Genomic DNA, 18,376 nt, shown 5'->3' with positions numbered 1-18,376 from the left:
TAAATTCGGGTTCTGACAATGACGCCCACCGCGCCGGCGGTGCCGGCCGCGGCGAGGTATCAGGTGGCACGGCGGTTCGTCACAGGCCGGCCGGCAACGGCTGGCCGAGCCACTTCCTCGACATCGCACCCAGTGTGCCGTCCTGCTTCGCGTGCGCGATCGCATCGTCGATCTTCGCGAGCAGGCGCGGTTCGTTCTTGTTGACGCCGACGAAGCACGGCGAGTTCTTGATCACGAACTTGACCTCGGGCCGACGCGGCGGATTCTTCGCGAGAATCGCCGCCGCGACGATGTTGCCGGCGGCGATCAGTTGCACTTGCCCCGACAGGAACGCCTGGATCGTCGCGTTGTTGTCCTCGAAGCGCTTGATCGTCGCATTCGGTGCGAGTTGCGACAGCGCGATCTCCTCGAGCGCGCCGCGCGTGGCGCCGACCGTCTTCCCGGTCAGGTCGGCGGGCGCGCTCACCTTCACGTCCGCCGGCCCGAACACGCCCTGGAAATACGGCGCATACGCCGTCGAGAAGTCGATGACCTTCTCGCGCTCCGGCGTCTTGCCGAGCGACGAGATCACCATGTCGACCTTGTTGGTCGTCAGATACGGAATCCGGTTCGCGCTGTTGACGGGCACCAGCTTCAGCTTCACCCCGAGCGATTTGGCGAGCAGCTCGGCCATGTCGATGTCGTAGCCCTGCGGCTGCATGTCCGTGCCGACCGAGCCGAACGGCGGATAGTCTTCAGGCACCGCGACGCGCAGCGCGCCGCTTTTCGCAATGGTGTCGAGCGCGTCGGCATGGGCCGGCGCAGCAGCGAACAGCGCCATCACGGGGGCTGCGATCAGCGCAGCCAGCCAGGTGCGGCGGGGGAACGGTCGAGTCGTCGGGCTCACGGTGAATCTTCCTTGTCTGGTATGTCGTCGGGCAGCGCGCAACCGTTGCGCGGCCAAAGCAACTCCAGCAAAAACCGGGCCATCACCGTGTAACGCTTGCCACGCCGGCACAAGACAGGTATTCCGGCGAACTGCATTCCTCATTTTGGTGCATGAGTCGGCGCCGGCGGCGGCGGTTGCCCTCGCAACGCGCGCCGGCGCACCAAATTACCTAACCGGTTCACCCCGGGGATTCGGACGCCGGCGTATTGGACGCACGCCGGCTTCTGTTCATCGAACGTGGGTAGCCCGTCTTTCCGTCAGGCGGTGTCCAGACGGCGGCGCGTACGTCGCGCGAGAAACGGTCAGCCTGAAGAACGGCAAGTGTTCGAAAGACGTTCCACAATCCGGCGCTGACCAGCACGTCGGACGCCGACGACTGGCTCGCGCCAGGCGTCGCTCTGGTCAAGTCGGTCGCGGATACCGCAGGCACCCGGACCTTCACGCGTGAGCTCGAGTCGGCGACCGTTGCCGGCAAGTCGTATTGACGAGGGTGCCCCGACGCTCGCGGGTGTGCCGTCAATGATGCGTGTACAACCGAGGCGCCGCGGCATGATTCGGGATCGCGGCTCCCGAGTCGGCCCCCGCCCCGTATGCAGGCCCATAGCCCGACACATCGGCCTGCGGCGTCGATTCGGAAGACCGGATGCGTGCCTCGGCCTGCTGGATCGATTGCGGATAGTGAATGTCCTTGCGGGCCGGGTTGTAACCGGCCTGCTCGACCTGCGTGATCTGCGCGCGGACTTCCGCTCGGGTCAGGCCGCTGCCTGATTGAGCTGCCAATGCGAATGCGGGGATGATGGCCGCCGCCAGCACGATGGTACGGATTGCGAATTTCATGATCTCGACCTCCAGTGAACAGGGTCGACATCCGAGGACACCTCTTCTGCCGTAGAGACAGCATGCTCCGCCAAACTGAAGGCAACGTTAACTTCACGTCGTCGAACGCATCGGATGTGAAAGACAGGGGCGGACCCGGAATCGCCGCTTCGGTCACGCCGATGACGGCAACGTCACGCGCACGCCGAACCCGTTGCCGTTCAACCCGTCGATGTACGTCAGACTCCCGCCGAGTTTTGCCACGATGCGCGCGACGATGGACAGCCCCAGGCCGCTGCCGCTTTCGTCGTGATCCGCGCCGCGAAAGAAGCGATCCTGCAGTCGGGACAGATCTCCTTCCGAGACGCCGGGTCCGTCGTCCCGTACCTGCAGGCGGATCGCGCCGGCATCCTGCCACGACGTGATTTCGACGCGCCCTTGTTCGCGACCGTACTTGATCGCATTATCGACGAGATTGTCGAGCAGGACGCGCAGAAGCGTCGACGATGCATGTGCGATAACCGGACCGTCGACGCATGAAATCAGCGACATCTGCTTGCGATCGGCGCGCGCCTGGTGGTCGTCGATGCAGGTCTGCACCACGCGTGCGAGATCGACGTCCTCGCCGGGCATCGGGACGGTTTCGTCAAGTCGCGCCAGTGCAAGCAACTGGTCCGCCAGATGCGTGCTTCGGTCTACGCCCTCGACTACCCGTTGCATCGCGCGCCGCTGACGGTCCGGATCGCGTGCGGTAAGCGCGACCTGTGCCTGAACCTTGAGCGCGGCGAGCGGGGTCTTGAGCTCGTGCGCGGCGTCGCTGGTGAATGCGCGCTCGCGATCGAGCGAGCCGCGCAGACGTTGCAGCAGCGTGTTTAGTGCGGCAACCAGCGGCCGTACTTCGTCGGGAATGCCCTTCGTGCCGATTGCATCGAGGCTGTCGGGGGAACGTGCGTCGATTGCCTCCGACAGCGTCCGTAGCGGCGTCAGGCTGCGTCCGATCGCCAGCCAGATCAACACGGCCAGCACGGGCAACGCGAGTGCGAGCGGCCGGGCGACACGGCGTGCCACCTCCGCGGACAAGTCCGAACGGTGCGTGCGTTGTTCGAAGATGCGCACGGTGCGGCCGCGCGCGGCATCGGTCAGCACGTACGCGTGCCATTTCGGATTGCCGAACCGGATCGGGCTCGATGCGGCAGCGGGCAACACCGGCAGATCGAGCGAGTCGAGCCCCGGACTGGCGGCCAGGATTCGTCCGCCCGCATCACTGATCTGATACAGCATTCGCGGTGATGCATCGTTGTCGCCATCGTTGTCTTCCCCCGAGCCGAGGACGATGTCCGCGAAGACCGGCAGATCGGACGCATCGAGCGCGACGAACGCTCTTGCGATCTGCTCGAGGCGGGTTTCGTCCCATTCCTCCGCTTCGTGAATCGCCTGGCGATAGCTCGACACCAGCGAATACGCCCAGACCACCACGACACCCGACAGCACCAGTAAGGTCAGCCGTTGCCGGATCGAGCGCATCACGACGCTTTCTCCACCACGTAGCCGACACCTCGAATCGTGCGGATCAATTCGGCCCCCAGTTTCTTGCGCAGATTCGACACATGCACTTCGATCGCATTGCTTTCGATTTCTTCGTTCCAGCCGTAGAGGCTGTCCTGGAGCTGGGTACGCGAGAGCGGGCGGCCCTGATTCGCCAGCAGTTCGACCAGCAATGCGCATTCGCGCGACGTCAGCGCGATCCGTTCGGTGCCGCGCGTCACCGTCATCAACGAAGGATCGACCGACAGGTCGCCATATTCGATCGTGTCGGTGCTGCGGCCCTGCGAGCGTCGCACGAGCGCACGGCATCGGGCGATCAGTTCGGTCAGGTCGAACGGCTTGCCGATGTAGTCGTCGGCGCCCGCGCTCAGGCCGCTCACGCGATCGGCCACCGTGTCGCGCGCGGTCATGACCAGCACCGGCGTATGGTCGCGGCGCTTGCGAAGCCAGTCGAGCAATTCAACTCCCGACATGCGGGGCAGGCCGAGATCGAGCACGACGAGGTCATACGGCGTGGTTTCGAGCGCGAGCTGCGCATGCCTGCCATCGTGCGCCCAGTCGACCGTCATGCCGGCCTCGATCAGGCCATCCTCTACCCCGCTGCCGATCAGCTTGTCGTCTTCCACGAGTAACACCCGCATGGTGTCGCGTTCCTTTTGGTCGGGACATTGCGTCCATTGGCGCACGATAACCGCAGAAACCGACCGGCATCAAGCACGGCGGGAAAAATCCGGTCCTTAAGAATCCGTTAACGTCGACATTCTATGGTCGCCGTCACCGACACTCGCAATCGAATCGACGACCATGAGCAGACTACCGTTCCGACTCCATTTTTGCGCAACGCTGGGCGCGTTGCTTTTCGTGGCTGCCGCGCCGGCGTCGGCAGGCGAGATCAAGACGCTGATGCGAGACATGAAGCATGCGATGCAGGGTGCCATGAACAGCCGGGCAATCCCGGAAATGAGCGGCTACGTGGCCCGGCTCGAAAGCGATGCGCAGCAGGCGAGCCGCCAGCGGTATCGCGATGACCAACCGACTTACGACGAAGGCATGCGCACATTGCGGGATGAATTGACCGAGGTCGACCGGGCCATCCAGGCCAATGATCTGTCGGCCGCCAAGCAGGCGCTGCGGCGAATCAACGGATCGAAAAAGCACTATCACGACCTGCTCGGATAACCCGAGCAGGGCACGCTTTCACCACTGAACAGACATTCCCGTCATGAAAACCAATACCCGCTATCCGCTGTCGATCAGCCTGCTGCACTGGCTGCTGGCCGCCGCGCTGATCGGCAACCTGATCGTCGGCTTGCTGCTCGACGACAACGAGGACCTCGTCAGCCTGCACAAGTCGATCGGCATCGCCATTCTTGGGCTCGTGGCGCTTCGTATCGTGAATCGGCTGCGTATGCGCCGCAGCCTCCCGCCATCGGTCAATCCGGCCGGCACGCTGAACCATTTCGCGGAACGCAGCGTGCACAGGCTGCTTTATGTGCTGATGTTCGCCATTCCCGTGCTCGGGTGGATGAAGACGAACGCGGCCGGGCACACGGCCAGCTGCTTCGGGCTCTTCTCGCTACCGACCCTGGTGCCCAGGAGTCGCGAGCTGTCGCATTGGCTGGGAGAACTGCACGCGCTGACGGCTTACGGGCTGGCCGCACTGGTCGGCCTGCACGTGCTGGGCGCGGTGGCGCACAAGCTGTTCAGGTCGGAGAACGTGTTTCCGCGCATTCTGCCTTTGCGCGCGCGCGTCGCCCGGCAGCAGGTCCCGTCCGGTGACCGGAATTGAGCGTCGAGCACGTCACCATGCCGTTGACCGTGAATGCCGGCAAACGCTTGATTTGAAGCTTCGGTCGGGCCTAGGATGCCGGTGAGGTCATCCTGGCAAGGATCATGGCATTACACGTGGCAGCGGCCATGCACTCGACGCAATCGAGCCGCCATTTCGCCCGGCACTGCGAAGACGAACGTGCTTGACGAAGGTCAAGCCGGTAGACGGCCCTCGTGCGAAAAATTGCCGTGTACAAGACCGTCGGTTGTCACCGGGAGACATTCATGAATACCAGCACTTCACCCGTCCAGGCAGTCTCCGCCTCCCAGCGGGTATTGATCGCCGTCGACGGTTCCGCCGCATCCACACATGCCCTCGCGTATGCCAAAGCGTTCCTCCCGTCGAATGCCGCGGTGCATATCGTCAGCGTTGCGGAAAATCCGCGAACGCTCGTCCCGCTCGGGTCGAAAGCCACGGCATTTCTCGAATCGGCCCGGGACGAATTGTTGCGAGATGCATCCGACGCGCTGTCGCGTGCCCAAAGCGCAATTTCGCGCGACGACATCTCGATCGACACGGAAGTCATCGACTTGTCCACGCACGGCGGGGATGTCGTGCATGCGCTGGCCGAAAGTGCACAAGCCTGGCAGGCCGAACTCATGATCGTCGGCACACGTCAGCATCATGGCTTGCTCGGATGGATCGAGGGAACGGTTTCCGGCCCGCTCGGCAAGCTCGTTGGTTGCCCGCTGCTCATCGTTCCGGAAGGTTTTGCGTCGGTCGCCGAGCACCTGCCGCGGCGGATGCTGTTCGCTGTCGACGGAAGCCCGATCGCGCTCCACGCATTGCAAACGGGGTTGAAATTCTCGCGTCCCGAGACCGAATTCCGGGCCATACACGTGCTCGATCGCCCTACATCGCTGGGTGATTTCGTCCCCGTCGAGACGCTGGAAGCGGCGTTGGTCAGCGAAGGCAATCGTGCACTGCAAAAAGCCATGGCCCTGCTCGATGGCACACCCGCGCACGCGCAGTCTCAACTGATTCAAACGGATCGCACCGGCGCGGACGTGCCTCACCTGATCGTGAACGACGCCATCGAATGGAGCGCGGACATGATCGTCATGGGCACCCATGGGCGGCGCGGCGTCACGGGCTGGCTCGTCGGCAGCGTGGCCGGACGCGTTGCGCGCATCACGAAAACGCCGGTTCTTCTGGTGAGTGCGCCGCATGCGTGACGCGTTTCAGGGTCACGCATCCGCTCCGACGGCGTGGAACAGTTCCTCCTCCTGAGCGCAATGCAGGCGTACGATCGCTTCCAGCCCGTACAACAAGCGCTGTATCGCCTGCACCTGCATGGCGTTCGTTCCGTCGCGCGGCAGGTCCGCGACCATCTGCCTGAGCGATCGGACCATCTTGAAGATCTCCCGGTGTGCGCCGCTCATCGCCGCCAGCGGGTCCTCGCCACCGAGAAGCGGGGCGAGTCGCGCGTAGACGTCCCGATCCTCGGCGCGTTCGTGCGGCAGCAGCCGTTCGTCCAGCGAGTCGATCACGTGGACAAGCTCACTGGCGATGGCTGCCCCGGATAGTTGCGGCATACGATCCGCGAGATCCCTGATCTGGTCCAGCAACGGTGACAATGCCGTGTGCTCGCGCTTGAGTTGCTCGACGTCGACATCGGCAAGTCGGGCGTCGGTTGGCCTCGGGCGAACCAGCAGCACGCGTAACGCATTGATGATGACGACGACGTCGATGACTTCCTGAATGACCGCACCGGCAATCGGCTGCAGGAATCCGGCCGCCGCAATCGTCATTGCGACGACCGACAGCGACATGCCGGCCACCACGCTCTCGAGTGCGATTCGGCGCGACCGTCGTGCGATACGTATCGCATCCACGAGTCGATCCAGCCGATCCACCAGCAGTACCACGTCGGCCGCTTCGGATGACGCGGCCGCCCCCCGCGCACCCATCGCAATACCGACGTCGGCGGCCGCGAGCGCCGGCGCGTCGTTCACGCCGTCGCCGACCATGATCGTCACGCCTTCCTTGCGCGCGGCCTGAATCGCGGCAAGCTTGTCCGTCGGCGTCTGCTCGGCACGCACGTCGGTAACACCCAGCAACTCGCCGACGGCCTGGGCAATGTCTCGCCGGTCGCCGGTCAGCATGACGAGGCGCTCGACGCCTTCCCGTTTCAACAGCCGCAATGCCCGCGGCGTCTCCAGCCGCACCTGGTCGGCCATCTGAATCGCACCGATCATGACACCATCGACGCCGACGAACACGGCGGCCCCGCCCTCGTTGCCGACCCGCTTGAGGAACGCGTCGCTCCAGGGGGCGACCGTTGAAGAGGCGGCGACATATCCGAACTTGCCGATCGCGACGGTCCGGTTGTCGACCCGGCCTGTGACGCCCTCGCCCGCCGTTTCCATGACGACCGATGGCGGCGACAGATTGATCCGGCGTTCCCGCGCGGCGACCGTCAGCGCATCCGAAATGACGTGTCCCGAAGCCTGTGCCAATGACGCCGCGAAACGCAGCACATCGCCCGCGCCGACGTTCGTGCCGCATTCGATCGCAACGATGCGTGCCCGCCCGCCCGTCAGCGTCCCGGTCTTGTCGAAGAACAGAATCGTCGCTTGCGCGAGACGTTCGAGCGCGCCCCCGCCCTTGACCAGGATGCCGCGTTTCGAACAACGCGACATGCCCGACACGATGGCGACCGGCACGGCGAGGATCAACGGACAAGGCGTGGCGACGACGAGCACGGCGAGCGCGCGTGTGACGTCGCCGGTCAGCAGCCACGCGATGCCGGCGACGAGCAGCGAGGCGAGCACGAAGAATGCCGCGTAGCGATCCGCGAGACGCACGGCCGGACCGCGCTCGTGTTGTGCGCGCTCGACCATGCGGACGATGCCCGCAAACGTGCTGTCGCCTGCCGTGGTGCGGGCGACCATTTCAAATGGCGCGCCTGCGTTGACCACGCCGCTGCATGCGGTTTCCCCCGAGCGTCGCCGCTGGGTGGACGACTCGCCCGTCAGCATGGACTCGTCCAGTTCCGCGTCGTCGGTCAACGTGCCGTCGACCGGCGCGCATTCGCCGCTACGCACGAGCAGCCTGTCACCCGGAACGATGGTTTCCGGCGCAACGGAACGCCATTCACCGTTCTCGAACCGTGTCGCCTGCCGGGGGGCACGGCCGAGCAGCGCCGTCATCTCGCGTTGCGCGCGGTCTTGCGCATACCGCTCCAGCGTCCGGCCGCTGGCCAGCATCAATGCGATGACCGCGGCGGTCAGCGTCTCGTCCAGCGCGATTGCCAGGCCGATCGCCAGCCATGCGAGCACGTCGATGCCGGCCTGCCGTTTCGCCACGGCCTTTGCAAGCGACACGGTCAACGCGAGCAAGACCGGCACCGTACCCAGCAGCCAGACGACCCGCGCGAGTGAAAGCAGACCGAACGCCACGCACATGCCCCCTGCGGCGAGCGTAGTCGCTGCGAGGACCAGCAACGCGAGATCGATCGACCAGCGGATTCGGGACATGACCATTCTTCCGATTGCCGTGCACGGCGGGGTTCGCCGCATCCGGTTCCGGTTGCTCACGGCGTGGCATCAGTCTAGGAAACGCCGCGGTTCGGCCGTTGACCTGAGTCACGGCGAAGCGCGTCACGCGAACGACCGGCACGGCGCGTTGCTTGACGTGAGTCAAGCGGGCGGCGCCTTTCGTCAGCACAATCGAAGCGTGACACCGAAGCGCCTGGAGGCGATATCGTGCTGACGCTGGCGGTACTGTTTCTGCTGATTCTTCTGCTGAATCTCATGCCGGCGTTCGCCCCGCCCACGTGGATGGCGATGTCGTGGGTCGGGTTCAACCTGCCCGAAGGCAATCCACTGATCTTTGCCATCGTGGCGGCCGGCGCGGCGACGACTGGCCGCGTCATCCTGGCGACCTTCGCAAGATCGCTCGTGCGCGCCCGCTGGATGCGGCAATCGGATCGCGAGAACATCGACGTCGCCACGCACTGGCTGCGCAAGCACAGCACGCTCACCGCCGGTGCGTTCTTCTTCTATGCCCTGAGCCCGCTTCCGTCGAACTATCTGTTCATCGCATACGGCCTTTCCGGATTGCCGCTCAGAATCATCGCCGCGGCGTTCTTCGTCGGCCGCGCCGCGACCTATGCGATCTGGGCGCACCTCGGCCGCCTTGCGTCGACCCGGCTGGACGTGGAGTCCGGGCTCGAAGGCACTTATCTCGGCGGATACTTCATCGTCACGCAACTGGCGTTGCTCGGCGTCGTCTTCGCGTTGATGAAGCTCAATTGGCGCGCGCTTCTCAAGGAACGCCGGTTGACGTTCCGGCGCGGCCATCCTCCGCGCGGAGCGGAATGACACCCGGCATGCACGCCGTGCCGATCGGCCGCACCGGCTGACCGGCTGACCGGCTGACCGGCCGACCGGTGCCGCTCACCGGCCGCGCATCCCGGACGCGGTTTCAGCGATGCGTTCCCGCTTGCGCGGATCGACGTGGGTCATCACGTTCAGGACGCGGTGATGCTTCATCACGCGAGCACGCGCGTCCACCGCGATGTCGTGCCCTTGCGCAACCGTGAGATCGGCGTCGATGTCGAGATGCACGTCGACGAGGATCAGGTCGCCGGTCTTTCGCGTGCGCAGGTCGTGCACGTCGAGCACGCCGGGCGTCGCGCGGATCGCCTGCACGTCTTCGGCGTCGGCCGCCCGATCCATCAGGTCGTGCAAGGCGTCCCAACCGAACGTGGCGCCCATTTTCACGATCATCCCGCCGACGATCAGCGCGGCGACGGGATCGAGCAGCGGATAACCGAGCAGGTTGCCGACGATGCCGCAAGCGACGACCAGCGACGATGCGGCGTCCGAACGCGCGTGCCATGCGTTGGCGACGAGCATGCTCGACTTCACTCGCGTGGCGACCGCGAACATGTAACGGAACAGGCTTTCCTTCGCGGCGAGCGCGACGAGCGCGACCCAGAGCGCCGCGACGTGGACGCGCGCGATCGCCTCCGGATGCTCGAGCTTCTGGATGGCGGACCAGAGCATCCCGCCACCGACCAGCAGCAGGATTGCGGCAAGTGCCAGCGATGCGCCGGTTTCGAAGCGCTGATGGCCGTAAGGATGCTTTTCGTCGACGGGCTTGCGGCTATGGTGGCTGGCCAGCAGCACGACGAAATCCGCGATCAGGTCGGACAATGAGTGAATCCCGTCCGCCACGAGACCTTGCGATCGGGACAGGATGCCGATTACCACTTGCGCGATGCTCAGCGCGAGGTTGACCGCCACGCTCACCCAGGTGCTTCGCGTGGCCGCGGCGGCCATCGCGGGCGTCGCTTCAGCGACGGTTTCCGAAACAACGTCGGGAATTCTTGACATCACGATTCAGGTCACCTTCCAGGGTTGAGCAAGGCCGCACGTCACGTCGAAAGCTCGTCGAACGCGATCAACGCATGTGCCGCGTACATCATCGACGGGCCGCCGCCCATGTAGACGGCGACACCGGCGACCGCCTCGATCTCCTCGCGCGTCGCCTTCAGCTTGATCAGCGATTGCATGTGGAAACCGATGCAGTCGTCGCAGCGGCATGAGATCGCGATGCCTAACGCGATCAGCTCGCGGGTCTTCTTCGTCAGCGCGCCCTCTTTGGTACCGGCCGCGCCCAGCGCGCCGAAGGCGGACATGAGGTCCGGCTGCGACTGCCGAAGCTTGCGCATCTGCTCGGCGACTTCCGCGGTTCTTTCACGATAATGCAATGAATTCGACATGGCTGGCAGCTCCGACATGACAGGAATCGAGTGGGCGCACCACGCTTCGTCGCCGTGACGCCGAATGATGCGCCGAACGTTTGACAACAGCATGATCGCCGGCACTCCGCGGGGACTTGATCTGCGGCAAAGGTTCGATCGTCATCTTTGCGTACGGTTGAAACCATGCAAACGATTTGGAGAGCGTCATGTCCGCAGTGAGCAGGTTCACCGTTTCGTGCCTGATCGGCGTCGCGGTCGCGATGACGGCCGGTCTGGCCGATGCACAGCCGCGCCAGCCCGCTGGCGGTTCCGCCGTCGAGCCGGGCGGCATGATGTACGGCAGTCAGCTGATGACACCCGCCGAGCGCAGCGCATACCGTACCCGGATGCTCGCTGCGGCATCGGACGCCGAGCGCGAGAAAATCCGCGCGGAGCATCACGCCGAGATGCAGAAGCGCGCAAAGGCGCGCGGCATCAAGTTGCCCGACGTTCCGCCCAGGTGGGGCATGCATCGGGGGCAAGGCATGGGCACGGGCATGGGGCCGGGCATGGGGCCGGGCTACATGCACGGCCAGCCTGGCGGCCCTGCAAGCGGCGCCGCCGGCCAGTGATCGCATGGCACGGCGTGCGCGGCGACGGGCACGCCGTGCCGGTCGCGATCGGCTGCTCGCGTAGTCTGCGGCGACGCGTCGAACGCGTGCGCGTCCGATCGTAGACGTACATGGTCGACTAGTGCATGGCCGCGTCCGTTGCATCGGCAGCCGGCCACGACACAACCACGCGCAGGCCGCCGAGCGCGGGCGATCGACCCACCTCGATGTCCGCGTCATGCGCGGCTGCGATTCGCCGTACGATCGACCAGCCGAGGCCGCTCCCACCCGGCCGGGCTCCCTGCGGCCGAAAGAGCCGTTCGCCGAGCCTGTGCAGGTCGTCGTCGCCGATACCCGGGCCGCCGTCTTCGACCCGTAGCACGGCATGCCCTTCCCGTCGGCAAACCGAAACGCATATGCGCGCCTGTGGCGGGCTGTAGCCAATCGCGTTGTCGACCAGGTTGCGCACCATCGACTCGAGCAATGGTTCGTTGCCGCCGACGACGCATGGCGATGGCGCATCAAGTTCCAGCCGCTGCCGTTTTCCGATCGCCCGTGGCGCAGCTTCCGCGACCACCCGTTTCGCCAGGGCCGATACGTCGACCGGTGCACGGTCCGTCAGTGCGCCCGCATCGAGACGCGAAAGCAACAGAAGCTGATCCACCAGACGAGCGGCCCGATCGCACCCTTCGAGCACGCCTCGCAGCGCATGCCGGCGTCGCTCGTCATCGGGCTCCGCCATGGCGACCTGCGCCTGTGCCTTGACGGCCGCGATCGGCGTGCGCAACTCGTGAGCCGCATCGGCAGTGAATCGGCGCTCCGCGTCCATGACGGTGCGAATCCGTTCGAACAGCCGGTTCAGCGCATCCAGCATCGACCGCATCTCGAGCGGTGTCCGATCCGGCCGAATCGGATCGAGCGCCTGCGGATTGCGCCGCGCCAGCACTCGGCCGAAATCGCGCAGCGGCGCCGTGCCGCGGCGAACCGCCCAGCCGATGGCGAGCACCAGCAACGGCAACGCGGCCGCCATCGGCCAGAATGCACTGCGCATGACGGCGCGCAGGATCGATTCGCGCGAATCGATTCGCTCGCCCACGAACACCTGAACGTTGCTGCGCACGCCGTGCACGACGAATACCCGCCACGCATTCCCGTCGATCACGACGGTCCAGAATCCGGAGGCCCGATCGCGTCCGGTCAGCTCGGGCGCCACCATCGGCTTCGCCGGTGCGTTTTCGGAATGCAGGCCGAGCCGCCCGTCATGAAACACCTGAAAGGCCACACGCGGGCCGTACGGATGAAGGATCGGCGCGTCGATCGCATTGTCGTCGTCATCCGGCCCGCGCGCCTGCTGCGCGACGAGCAGTGCCGCCGCCTGCGCGAGGTGGCCATCGAGCAACCGGTCGATTTCGCGCTGCGCATCCAGCCAGGTCAGCATCAGCGTCGATAGCCAGACACCGAGAACCACGGCCGGCACGAGCGTCAGCAACCGGCCATGCAACGAACGCGCGGGCAGCAGGGTTTTCATGCATCGCCCCGCATCAGCACGTAACCCACGCCGCGCACCGTTCGGATCAGCTCGCTGCCGAGCTTGGCGCGCAGGCGATGTATGTGGACCTCGACGGCATTGCTCTCCACCTCCTGCCCCCAACTGTACAGATACTGCTCGATCTGCTCGCGCGACAGAACCCGGCCGGCATTCAGCATCAGGATGTGCAGCAGGTCGAACTCTCGCGTGGACAGCGCGACGGCCACGCCGGCGCGGCGCGCGGTTCGCGACGCGGGTTCCAGCTCGACGTCCTGCGCGTGGAGCCGCTCGGTCGGCCGACCGTGGGACCGCCGGACCAGCGCTCGCAGGCGCGCACCGAGCTCGTACAGGTCCACGGGCTTGATCACGTAGTCGTCGGCGCCCGCATCGAGCGCCCTGATTCGGTCCGGCACGGCATCGCGCGCGGTCAGGACCAGGATCGGCGACGCCATGCCGTCGCGGCGAATGCGCTGCAGGACATCCATGCCATCCACGAGCGGCAAGCCGAGATCGAGGACCGTCGCGGCATGAACATGCGCGCGCAGCTCGCGCTGGGCCGCGTCGCCGTCACGCACCCAGTCGACCTGGAACCCTTGCTGGCGTAATCCGGCGCGGATCCCGTCGCCGAGCAGGACGTCGTCTTCCACGAGCAGGATGCGCACGATCGGGCACTCCGCCGGTGGCCGTCAGTCGTCGTCCCCGCCCGCGCCGTGCGCGGGGCGGCCGGTGTCCGTCGCGACGGGCCGGTCCGCTCGAGCGGGCTGCGGTGCCGCCTGCCATTGCGTCCACCACCAGCCGATCGCCGCGGCCGTCATCACGACAGCGATCCCCCACCACGCACGCCGGATGCCGTCGATCGGTGCACCGCGCTTGTAGCCTGTCACCATCGCGCCGGCCAGATTCTCACGATGCACGACGCTGCTGACGAGAACGGCGGCGACATGGAACACGACGAGCGCGAGCATGGCGTTCGCCGCACCCTCATGCAGATCACCGAACGACTCGCCGTTTCCGGTGTAGGCCCCCCAGCCGGTCACCCCCGTGACGACCATCATCGCCAGCATGGCGACGATCGCCACCGCGCCGGCGGGGTTGTGGCCGACGTGATGTTCGGGCCGGCCTTTCGCAAGGCTCAGGACGTAGCGGAAAGCGGCCGCCGGCGAACGCACGAACGACGAGAACCGCGCATGACGCGTGCCGGCCACGCCCCAAACGACGCGAAACGCGACGAGCGCCAGCATCGTATAGCCGAACGCGACGTGCATCAGCCGCCATCGCTCGCTCTCGGCGGTCAGCCACGCGCCGGCGAAGGCAATGACGCTCAGCCAGTGGAATACGCGCAGCGGAGCGTCCCAGACCAGTATCCGTGCGGGACGCGAGGATGCCGGTTCACCGTGTACTCGGGATGCGGACGAATCGTTCATCGAAATTTCCTTTGTCTGCTTGCGTATGACATGCGGCGCAATTCGACGGCCGCTTCACTGCAGCGCTGCGCCACACGGACGCAGGAACCTCGTCGTGCGTGGCGGCGAACCACGCCGACCGGGTAATCCTGTCTTCCGGGGGACGGCGCGCCGCGCCGCCCGTCGCCGCATGTGCCGTCAGCCATGTCTCCAGTTGCCCGATCGTTGTCGGGTCCAGCGTCGCATCGGTGCCGAAGTGATGGTCGAGACCGTTCAGGATGCGTCGCCACGATTCGGCGGGCAGCGCCCCGGGCGGATAGGCGACATGGCAGGTCGCGCACTCCTGCTGGTACTTCGGCAGTAATGGAATCGCGACGCTGCGCATTTCGTCTTCCGCCCGTGCCGCGCACGGCAGCAGCGACATCAGCAGCATCCCGAGCACGCTTGCGCGTGCATGGCGCCGCGCGGCGATCCTGCGCGGCGACTTCGTCGAGTCGATGTTGTTCATGATCGTTCGCCGTCAGGGTTTCAGACTCATGAGCCAGCTCAGGACGTCGGCCTTCTCGGCCGACGAGCATTCGCGCCCGACGACGTCCTTGCAGTTTCTGCGGAACCACTTTTCGGTCCTGGCGCCGTCCGTGAACCGGGCCGGGTTGAAAGCGGGCGCAAGCGGCTCGATGGTCTTACCGGTAACGATGTGCGTGCCTGCACCGGTCGGCGTGCCGCCATGGCAGGTCGCGCAGCTCCAGTCGCGCCCATGTCGGGACGTGAAGAACTGCTGACCGCGCGACGGCATGGCGCCGACGCCTGACTGTGCCGTGTAGCCGGCCAGCAACTGGGCCGGCGTTTCGGCACCTGCGTCGGCCATGGCGGCCACGCATATGGCAGCCCCCAGGCCTGCCCGGCATAGCATGCGAACCGAGTCGGATATGCGCATCGTGGTTCTCCTGAGCGATGCGTTCATCTTCGGGAGAATTCCTTACCGGATTCTTAACGCGCGGATGCGCGCGCCGTGTCGCGAGTGCGATGCCGCCCGCCACATGGCCGTTGCGTCGCGCCCGATCGGCCGCTCTTGCAGCAAGCATCCGGCCACCCCTTCATTCCGCCTTGACGCAAGTCAAGCGTTCGATACCGGCAGGCACCTAGTCTGAAGTTCAATCCGTCTCGTTGCACGGGAGTCCTGCCGAGACAGTTTTGCCGATCAGTCGAGGATGCTGGCGATGATCACGCTGCGAACACGTACATGGATTGCGTCCGTCGCGCTGGCGATCTCCTGCGCATCCGTCGTCGATGCGGAGGAACTGGCGCGCATTCCGCCACACTCTCAGCGCTACGGCGCGCATATCGGCATATCCGCGTACGACGACCCGAAGCTCCACGGAGTAACGTGCTTCGTCTCGGAGCCGCACACGCGCGACGAACGACCGCCCTTGCGCGACGGACATGGCGCCGGAGCATCGGTGTCCTGTCACCAGACCGGAACGCTCGCCACGACCGCCCGCTTGCCGCGGCTGGCTCAGGTATTCGACGAATCCGTCGATCCGGTGTTTGGATCGATACACGTGGTCCGGATTGTCGATCTCCGGCGTCTCGTCGTCGTCTACTTCTCGTACATGGAAAGCGACGTGGCGGGCGATCTCCCGGGGCATGTGGATGTCGTCCGCTTGCCGGTGCACTGGGGTGGAACGGACGCATCCGCCGAATGATGCGGCGTCATGACTCTGGCGGCGGCATGACCTGCGTCAAGCCTGCGTTTTCGCGCGATGTCAGCATGGAAGCAAGATTCCGGTCGCTTTGCGTGCGCATTGCCGATGCGGTAAATCCACCGCCGAGGAGGCCCCTATGCGATCGCGAATTTTTCTTGTGCTGCTTGCCTGGCTGGCATTGCTTGTCGGCGCGGTATCGACCGCCGGTGCGAACGACCTGACGCGCAGCGTGACGACGGGCAAGCTCGTCGTCCACTACGGTGTGGTTCCGGCGAGTCGCGCCGCTACGCCGGGCGGCGGTTCCGGCGTGGCGTCGAACAACGTGAACCTGTTCCTGCTCACGGTCGCCCTGTTCGACAGGTCAAACGGAAAGCGCATTGATAATGCTCACGTCGTTGCTGTCGTTCAGGGACCGCGAAGCGAAGCCAGTGCCTTCCATTCAAAATCGACGCGGATAGCACTCGACCCGACGCAGGACGGCAATGCGGTCACGTACGGGAACGTGTTCGACGCACGTTGGAAAGGTGTCTATCACATCGATCTCACGATCACGAGAGACGGCCTCGGCCATCCGGAGCATGTCCGCCTCAACTACGATCAGCAGTTCTGACCGGTCGAGGTAGTCTCTCGTGTTCGCGTTCGTGCCGCTTCGCGCAGCACGAATGCACGCTCGTGCGCCACTCGGCAGCGGCGTGAGCATCGCCCTTTTCCCCGCTGATGTGTGTCGACCGCTTACGTTTACATCGAGGGAAGCGTAAGAGGATAGACGAGATGGCTGATCACCTGTTTGACGCCCGGTACAGTCTGGGCTGCCACGCACACCGCTTTGCGCTCCTCTTCGCTGAAGATCACGCCCCATAGATGTACCTTGCCGTTCCTGACGATGATCTGGCCTCGCGTTAGCGCCCAGCGTTGGCCAGACATCGCATTCAGTATCGCCTCGCGTATCTCGACGTCCGCATGCGCGACCGACTTCCGTTTGTCGTTCGTCTCGCTGGCAAGCGCGCGCACGAGATCGGCTCGACTCACCAGGCCTGCCACCTTGCCGTTGTCGACGACCGGCACGCGCTTGATGCGGTGCCGTTCCAGCAATTCGGCAACTTCGGACAGCGGCGTGTCCTCGGCGACCGTGACGACGTCGACAGTCATCAGGTCCTTCACGGTCTGCGCGTGTTCCTTTACATACTCGCCGGCCAATTCGCGGCTGGACGCAAGAAGCTCCAGCCACCAGGAGCGGCGCCTGGCATGCGTGCCAATTTCGACGCGGTGCACAAGGTCGCCTTCGCTGACGATCCCGATCAGCTTTCCGTCCGCATCGATTACGGGAACCGCGCTGATCGAGTGCTCCACGAGCAGCTTCGCGGTCTCCTGAACGCTCATCTCCGGACTGGCGGAAATGACCGCGGTTGTCATCACGTCACGCGCTCGCATAAGGTGCTCCTTCAATGCGTTGGCCCCTCGCCGGCTCGTTTGCGGCGAAAAGCTGCGCGCACTCACTGAGACCGGCTGGCCTGCAAGATGAATGCTTCACTCGGAAACCCGGGACAAGCTTGAGCGATGTCAACCGACAGCCGATTGCACCGCAGATGCGGCGATCCAGGCGTTCAAGCGGCGTCGTGATCCGCGATCACCGGTTCTTTGCACTTGCGACGCAAGTGTCGGCCACGGTCGAATCGGGCGTCGGACGGGCAACACGTGGCGCCCCCGATCCCGGATGTGCCAGCCGCGCGCAAGCTTGCGCAGCAGCACCAGGTCGATCCCGACAGTGTCACGGGCACCGACCCGACAGGCTCGGTGACGCTTGCGGACGTCGAACGGGCGATCGCGGCGGCGGGTTCGCCTGCGGCCGGCACGCCCCGGAGAGCGCTCTCCGGCCACGAGACGGGTTATCGCGGCTGCGTATCCGACGGCAATCGCGGTGCGCTGTTCCTGGTTGAGCTGGGTGAGTTGCTGCAGCACCCCGAGGAGTTGAACCGATGAACAATGCAGACATCCTTTCGGTCGTACTGGAAACGCTTGCATCCGTCGCGCCGGAACTCGACCCGTCGACGCTTCGTGCGGATCGTCCGCTGCGCAGTCAGGTCGATCTCGATTCGATGGACTGGCTCAATTTTCTGACGGGCCTTCATGCGCGGCTGAAGGTGGAGATCCCGGAGCGCGACTATGGTCGTCTGGTTACGCTCGACGATATCGTCGGCTATCTCGCGGCCGCAGACGCACACCGACCGGTGTCTTGAGGCCGGTCCATCGCGCAAGCTGGCGTTTGCGCCGACGTCGGAGCGTCCGCCACACCGTTACACGAGGGCGCACGGCCCC

23 protein-coding genes are annotated in these 18,376 nt (G+C 65.3%); 10 read left to right on the top strand and 13 right to left on the bottom strand.

From position 1 onward, the window contains the following. Nucleotides 1-79: 79 nt before the first annotated feature. The 4 genes from WS66_RS30635 to WS66_RS30615 all read right to left on the bottom strand — a co-directional run bounded on the left by WS66_RS30635 (nt 80) and on the right by WS66_RS30615 (nt 3,930). Complete coding sequence (locus WS66_RS30635) at nt 80-886, bottom strand: transporter substrate-binding domain-containing protein (protein WP_059602822.1); 807 nt, start codon at nt 884-886, stop codon at nt 80-82. A 558-nt stretch (nt 887-1,444) separates the two neighbouring features. Further along, nucleotides 1,445-1,765, bottom strand: coding sequence for a DUF4148 domain-containing protein (locus WS66_RS30625; RefSeq protein WP_059602819.1), 321 nt, complete (start codon nt 1,763-1,765; stop codon nt 1,445-1,447). Between the two features lie 153 nt (nt 1,766-1,918). Beyond that, entirely contained in the window at nt 1,919-3,268 is a 1,350-nt protein-coding gene (locus WS66_RS30620) for an ATP-binding protein (protein ID WP_059602815.1), read from the bottom strand. Further along, the gene (locus WS66_RS30615) at nt 3,268-3,930 is read right to left on the bottom strand and encodes a response regulator transcription factor (RefSeq protein ID WP_059602812.1); all 663 of its coding nucleotides are present in this window, start codon (nt 3,928-3,930) and stop codon (nt 3,268-3,270) included. The genes WS66_RS30620 and WS66_RS30615 overlap by 1 nt, the downstream gene beginning before the upstream one ends. Nucleotides 3,931-4,093: 163 nt before the next feature. Here WS66_RS30615 and WS66_RS30610 point away from each other — a divergent pair, with 163 nt between their 5' ends. The 3 genes from WS66_RS30610 (at nt 4,094) to WS66_RS30600 (ending at nt 6,295) form a co-directional block, all read left to right on the top strand. Further along, complete coding sequence (locus WS66_RS30610) at nt 4,094-4,468, top strand: cytochrome b562 (RefSeq protein ID WP_059602810.1); 375 nt, start codon at nt 4,094-4,096, stop codon at nt 4,466-4,468. Between the two features lie 43 nt (nt 4,469-4,511). Continuing rightward, the gene (locus WS66_RS30605; protein ID WP_059602806.1) at nt 4,512-5,078 is read left to right on the top strand and encodes a cytochrome b; all 567 of its coding nucleotides are present in this window, start codon (nt 4,512-4,514) and stop codon (nt 5,076-5,078) included. 266 nt (nt 5,079-5,344) lie between these two features. Next, nucleotides 5,345-6,295, top strand: a complete 951-nt coding sequence (locus WS66_RS30600) for a universal stress protein (protein ID WP_059602803.1) — start codon at nt 5,345-5,347, stop codon at nt 6,293-6,295. 12 nt (nt 6,296-6,307) lie between these two features. On the opposite strand, the gene WS66_RS30595 is transcribed toward WS66_RS30600, so the two are convergent. Continuing rightward, the gene (locus WS66_RS30595; protein ID WP_059602932.1) at nt 6,308-8,599 is read right to left on the bottom strand and encodes a heavy metal translocating P-type ATPase; all 2,292 of its coding nucleotides are present in this window, start codon (nt 8,597-8,599) and stop codon (nt 6,308-6,310) included. Between WS66_RS30595 and WS66_RS30590 the strand changes: the two genes are divergently transcribed. Beyond that, the gene (locus WS66_RS30590; RefSeq protein ID WP_059602800.1) at nt 8,598-8,834 is read left to right on the top strand and encodes a hypothetical protein; all 237 of its coding nucleotides are present in this window, start codon (nt 8,598-8,600) and stop codon (nt 8,832-8,834) included. The genes WS66_RS30595 and WS66_RS30590 overlap by 2 nt on opposite strands. Beyond that, nucleotides 8,828-9,445 (top strand): hypothetical protein, encoded by a 618-nt coding sequence (locus WS66_RS30585; RefSeq protein WP_059602796.1) that lies wholly within the window; start codon nt 8,828-8,830, stop codon nt 9,443-9,445. The genes WS66_RS30590 and WS66_RS30585 overlap by 7 nt, the downstream gene beginning before the upstream one ends. A gap of 75 nt (nt 9,446-9,520) precedes the next feature. Here WS66_RS30585 and WS66_RS30580 read toward each other — a convergent pair whose 3' ends face one another. Continuing rightward, nucleotides 9,521-10,462 carry a cation diffusion facilitator family transporter gene (locus WS66_RS30580; protein WP_082728949.1) on the bottom strand — a complete coding sequence of 314 codons (942 nt, stop codon included), beginning with the start codon at nt 10,460-10,462 and terminating at the stop codon, nt 9,521-9,523. A 41-nt stretch (nt 10,463-10,503) separates the two neighbouring features. Continuing rightward, nucleotides 10,504-10,851, bottom strand: coding sequence for a carboxymuconolactone decarboxylase family protein (locus WS66_RS30575; protein ID WP_059602793.1), 348 nt, complete (start codon nt 10,849-10,851; stop codon nt 10,504-10,506). A 188-nt stretch (nt 10,852-11,039) separates the two neighbouring features. On the opposite strand from WS66_RS30575, the gene WS66_RS30570 reads away from it, so the two are divergent. After that, entirely contained in the window at nt 11,040-11,444 is a 405-nt protein-coding gene (locus WS66_RS30570) for a hypothetical protein (RefSeq protein WP_059602926.1), read from the top strand. Between the two features lie 118 nt (nt 11,445-11,562). On the opposite strand, the gene WS66_RS30565 is transcribed toward WS66_RS30570, so the two are convergent. The 5 genes from WS66_RS30565 to WS66_RS30545 are packed head-to-tail and all read right to left on the bottom strand — an operon-like array spanning nt 11,563 to nt 15,267. Then, nucleotides 11,563-12,951, bottom strand: coding sequence for an ATP-binding protein (locus WS66_RS30565; RefSeq protein ID WP_059602790.1), 1,389 nt, complete (start codon nt 12,949-12,951; stop codon nt 11,563-11,565). Then, entirely contained in the window at nt 12,948-13,613 is a 666-nt protein-coding gene (locus WS66_RS30560; RefSeq protein WP_059602786.1) for a response regulator, read from the bottom strand. Before WS66_RS30560 ends, WS66_RS30565 begins: the two co-directional genes overlap by 4 nt. A 24-nt stretch (nt 13,614-13,637) precedes the next feature. After that, nucleotides 13,638-14,375: a cytochrome b/b6 domain-containing protein gene (locus WS66_RS30555; protein WP_059602785.1), complete on the bottom strand. Its 738-nt coding sequence runs from the start codon at nt 14,373-14,375 to the stop codon at nt 13,638-13,640. Beyond that, nucleotides 14,341-14,862 carry a diheme cytochrome c gene (locus tag WS66_RS30550; RefSeq protein WP_059602784.1) on the bottom strand — a complete coding sequence of 174 codons (522 nt, stop codon included), beginning with the start codon at nt 14,860-14,862 and terminating at the stop codon, nt 14,341-14,343. Before WS66_RS30550 ends, WS66_RS30555 begins: the two co-directional genes overlap by 35 nt. Before the next feature lie 12 nt (nt 14,863-14,874). Continuing rightward, entirely contained in the window at nt 14,875-15,267 is a 393-nt protein-coding gene (locus tag WS66_RS30545) for a DUF1924 domain-containing protein (RefSeq protein ID WP_236873023.1), read from the bottom strand. A 298-nt stretch (nt 15,268-15,565) separates the two neighbouring features. On the opposite strand from WS66_RS30545, the gene WS66_RS30540 reads away from it, so the two are divergent. Further along, nucleotides 15,566-16,060 carry a CreA family protein gene (locus tag WS66_RS30540; RefSeq protein WP_059602783.1) on the top strand — a complete coding sequence of 165 codons (495 nt, stop codon included), beginning with the start codon at nt 15,566-15,568 and terminating at the stop codon, nt 16,058-16,060. Nucleotides 16,061-16,196: 136 nt separating this feature from the next. Next, nucleotides 16,197-16,670 (top strand): hypothetical protein, encoded by a 474-nt coding sequence (locus WS66_RS30535; RefSeq protein ID WP_059602782.1) that lies wholly within the window; start codon nt 16,197-16,199, stop codon nt 16,668-16,670. A 128-nt stretch (nt 16,671-16,798) separates the two neighbouring features. Here the strand turns inward: WS66_RS30535 and WS66_RS30530 are convergent, their stop codons facing one another. Then, nucleotides 16,799-17,491, bottom strand: a complete 693-nt coding sequence (locus WS66_RS30530; RefSeq protein WP_059602921.1) for a CBS domain-containing protein — start codon at nt 17,489-17,491, stop codon at nt 16,799-16,801. Nucleotides 17,492-17,755: 264 nt separating this feature from the next. On the opposite strand from WS66_RS30530, the gene WS66_RS34555 reads away from it, so the two are divergent. Next, on the top strand, nt 17,756-18,040 hold the full coding sequence (locus WS66_RS34555; RefSeq protein WP_059602779.1) for an E3 binding domain-containing protein: 285 nt from the start codon (nt 17,756-17,758) through the stop codon (nt 18,038-18,040). After that, entirely contained in the window at nt 18,037-18,297 is a 261-nt protein-coding gene (locus WS66_RS30520; protein WP_059602776.1) for an acyl carrier protein, read from the top strand. The genes WS66_RS34555 and WS66_RS30520 overlap by 4 nt, the downstream gene beginning before the upstream one ends. Nucleotides 18,298-18,376 lie beyond the last annotated feature (79 nt).

Source organism: Burkholderia sp. LA-2-3-30-S1-D2 (assembly GCF_001523915.2).
In the GTDB taxonomy this organism is placed as follows: Bacteria; Pseudomonadota; Gammaproteobacteria; order Burkholderiales; family Burkholderiaceae; genus Burkholderia; species Burkholderia diffusa.
The sequence above is the reverse complement of the archived record's forward strand: the minus strand, read 5'-3'. Positions and strand labels throughout refer to the sequence as shown.

Excerpts from the sequence above, each read along its gene's own strand:
- WS66_RS30625 (WP_059602819.1), bottom strand. The coding sequence starts at position 1,765 with ATGAAATTCGCAATCCGTACCATCGTGCTGGCGGCGGCCATCATCCCC.
- WS66_RS30620 (WP_059602815.1), bottom strand. The coding sequence starts at position 3,268 with ATGCGCTCGATCCGGCAACGGCTGACCTTACTGGTGCTGTCGGGTGTC.
- WS66_RS30615 (WP_059602812.1), bottom strand. The coding sequence starts at position 3,930 with ATGCGGGTGTTACTCGTGGAAGACGACAAGCTGATCGGCAGCGGGGTA.
- WS66_RS30610 (WP_059602810.1), top strand. The coding sequence starts at position 4,094 with ATGAGCAGACTACCGTTCCGACTCCATTTTTGCGCAACGCTGGGCGCG.
- WS66_RS30605 (WP_059602806.1), top strand. The coding sequence starts at position 4,512 with ATGAAAACCAATACCCGCTATCCGCTGTCGATCAGCCTGCTGCACTGG.
- WS66_RS30600 (WP_059602803.1), top strand. The coding sequence starts at position 5,345 with ATGAATACCAGCACTTCACCCGTCCAGGCAGTCTCCGCCTCCCAGCGG.
- WS66_RS30590 (WP_059602800.1), top strand. The coding sequence starts at position 8,598 with ATGACCATTCTTCCGATTGCCGTGCACGGCGGGGTTCGCCGCATCCGG.
- WS66_RS30595 (WP_059602932.1), bottom strand. The coding sequence starts at position 8,599 with ATGTCCCGAATCCGCTGGTCGATCGATCTCGCGTTGCTGGTCCTCGCA.
- WS66_RS30580 (WP_082728949.1), bottom strand. The coding sequence starts at position 10,462 with ATGTCAAGAATTCCCGACGTTGTTTCGGAAACCGTCGCTGAAGCGACG.
- WS66_RS30575 (WP_059602793.1), bottom strand. The coding sequence starts at position 10,851 with ATGTCGAATTCATTGCATTATCGTGAAAGAACCGCGGAAGTCGCCGAG.
- WS66_RS30570 (WP_059602926.1), top strand. The coding sequence starts at position 11,040 with ATGTCCGCAGTGAGCAGGTTCACCGTTTCGTGCCTGATCGGCGTCGCG.
- WS66_RS30565 (WP_059602790.1), bottom strand. The coding sequence starts at position 12,951 with ATGAAAACCCTGCTGCCCGCGCGTTCGTTGCATGGCCGGTTGCTGACG.
- WS66_RS30555 (WP_059602785.1), bottom strand. The coding sequence starts at position 14,375 with ATGAACGATTCGTCCGCATCCCGAGTACACGGTGAACCGGCATCCTCG.
- WS66_RS30550 (WP_059602784.1), bottom strand. The coding sequence starts at position 14,862 with ATGAACAACATCGACTCGACGAAGTCGCCGCGCAGGATCGCCGCGCGG.
- WS66_RS30545 (WP_236873023.1), bottom strand. The coding sequence starts at position 15,267 with ATGCTATGCCGGGCAGGCCTGGGGGCTGCCATATGCGTGGCCGCCATG.
- WS66_RS30540 (WP_059602783.1), top strand. The coding sequence starts at position 15,566 with ATGCTGGCGATGATCACGCTGCGAACACGTACATGGATTGCGTCCGTC.
- WS66_RS30535 (WP_059602782.1), top strand. The coding sequence starts at position 16,197 with ATGCGATCGCGAATTTTTCTTGTGCTGCTTGCCTGGCTGGCATTGCTT.
- WS66_RS30530 (WP_059602921.1), bottom strand. The coding sequence starts at position 17,491 with ATGCGAGCGCGTGACGTGATGACAACCGCGGTCATTTCCGCCAGTCCG.
- WS66_RS30520 (WP_059602776.1), top strand. The coding sequence starts at position 18,037 with ATGAACAATGCAGACATCCTTTCGGTCGTACTGGAAACGCTTGCATCC.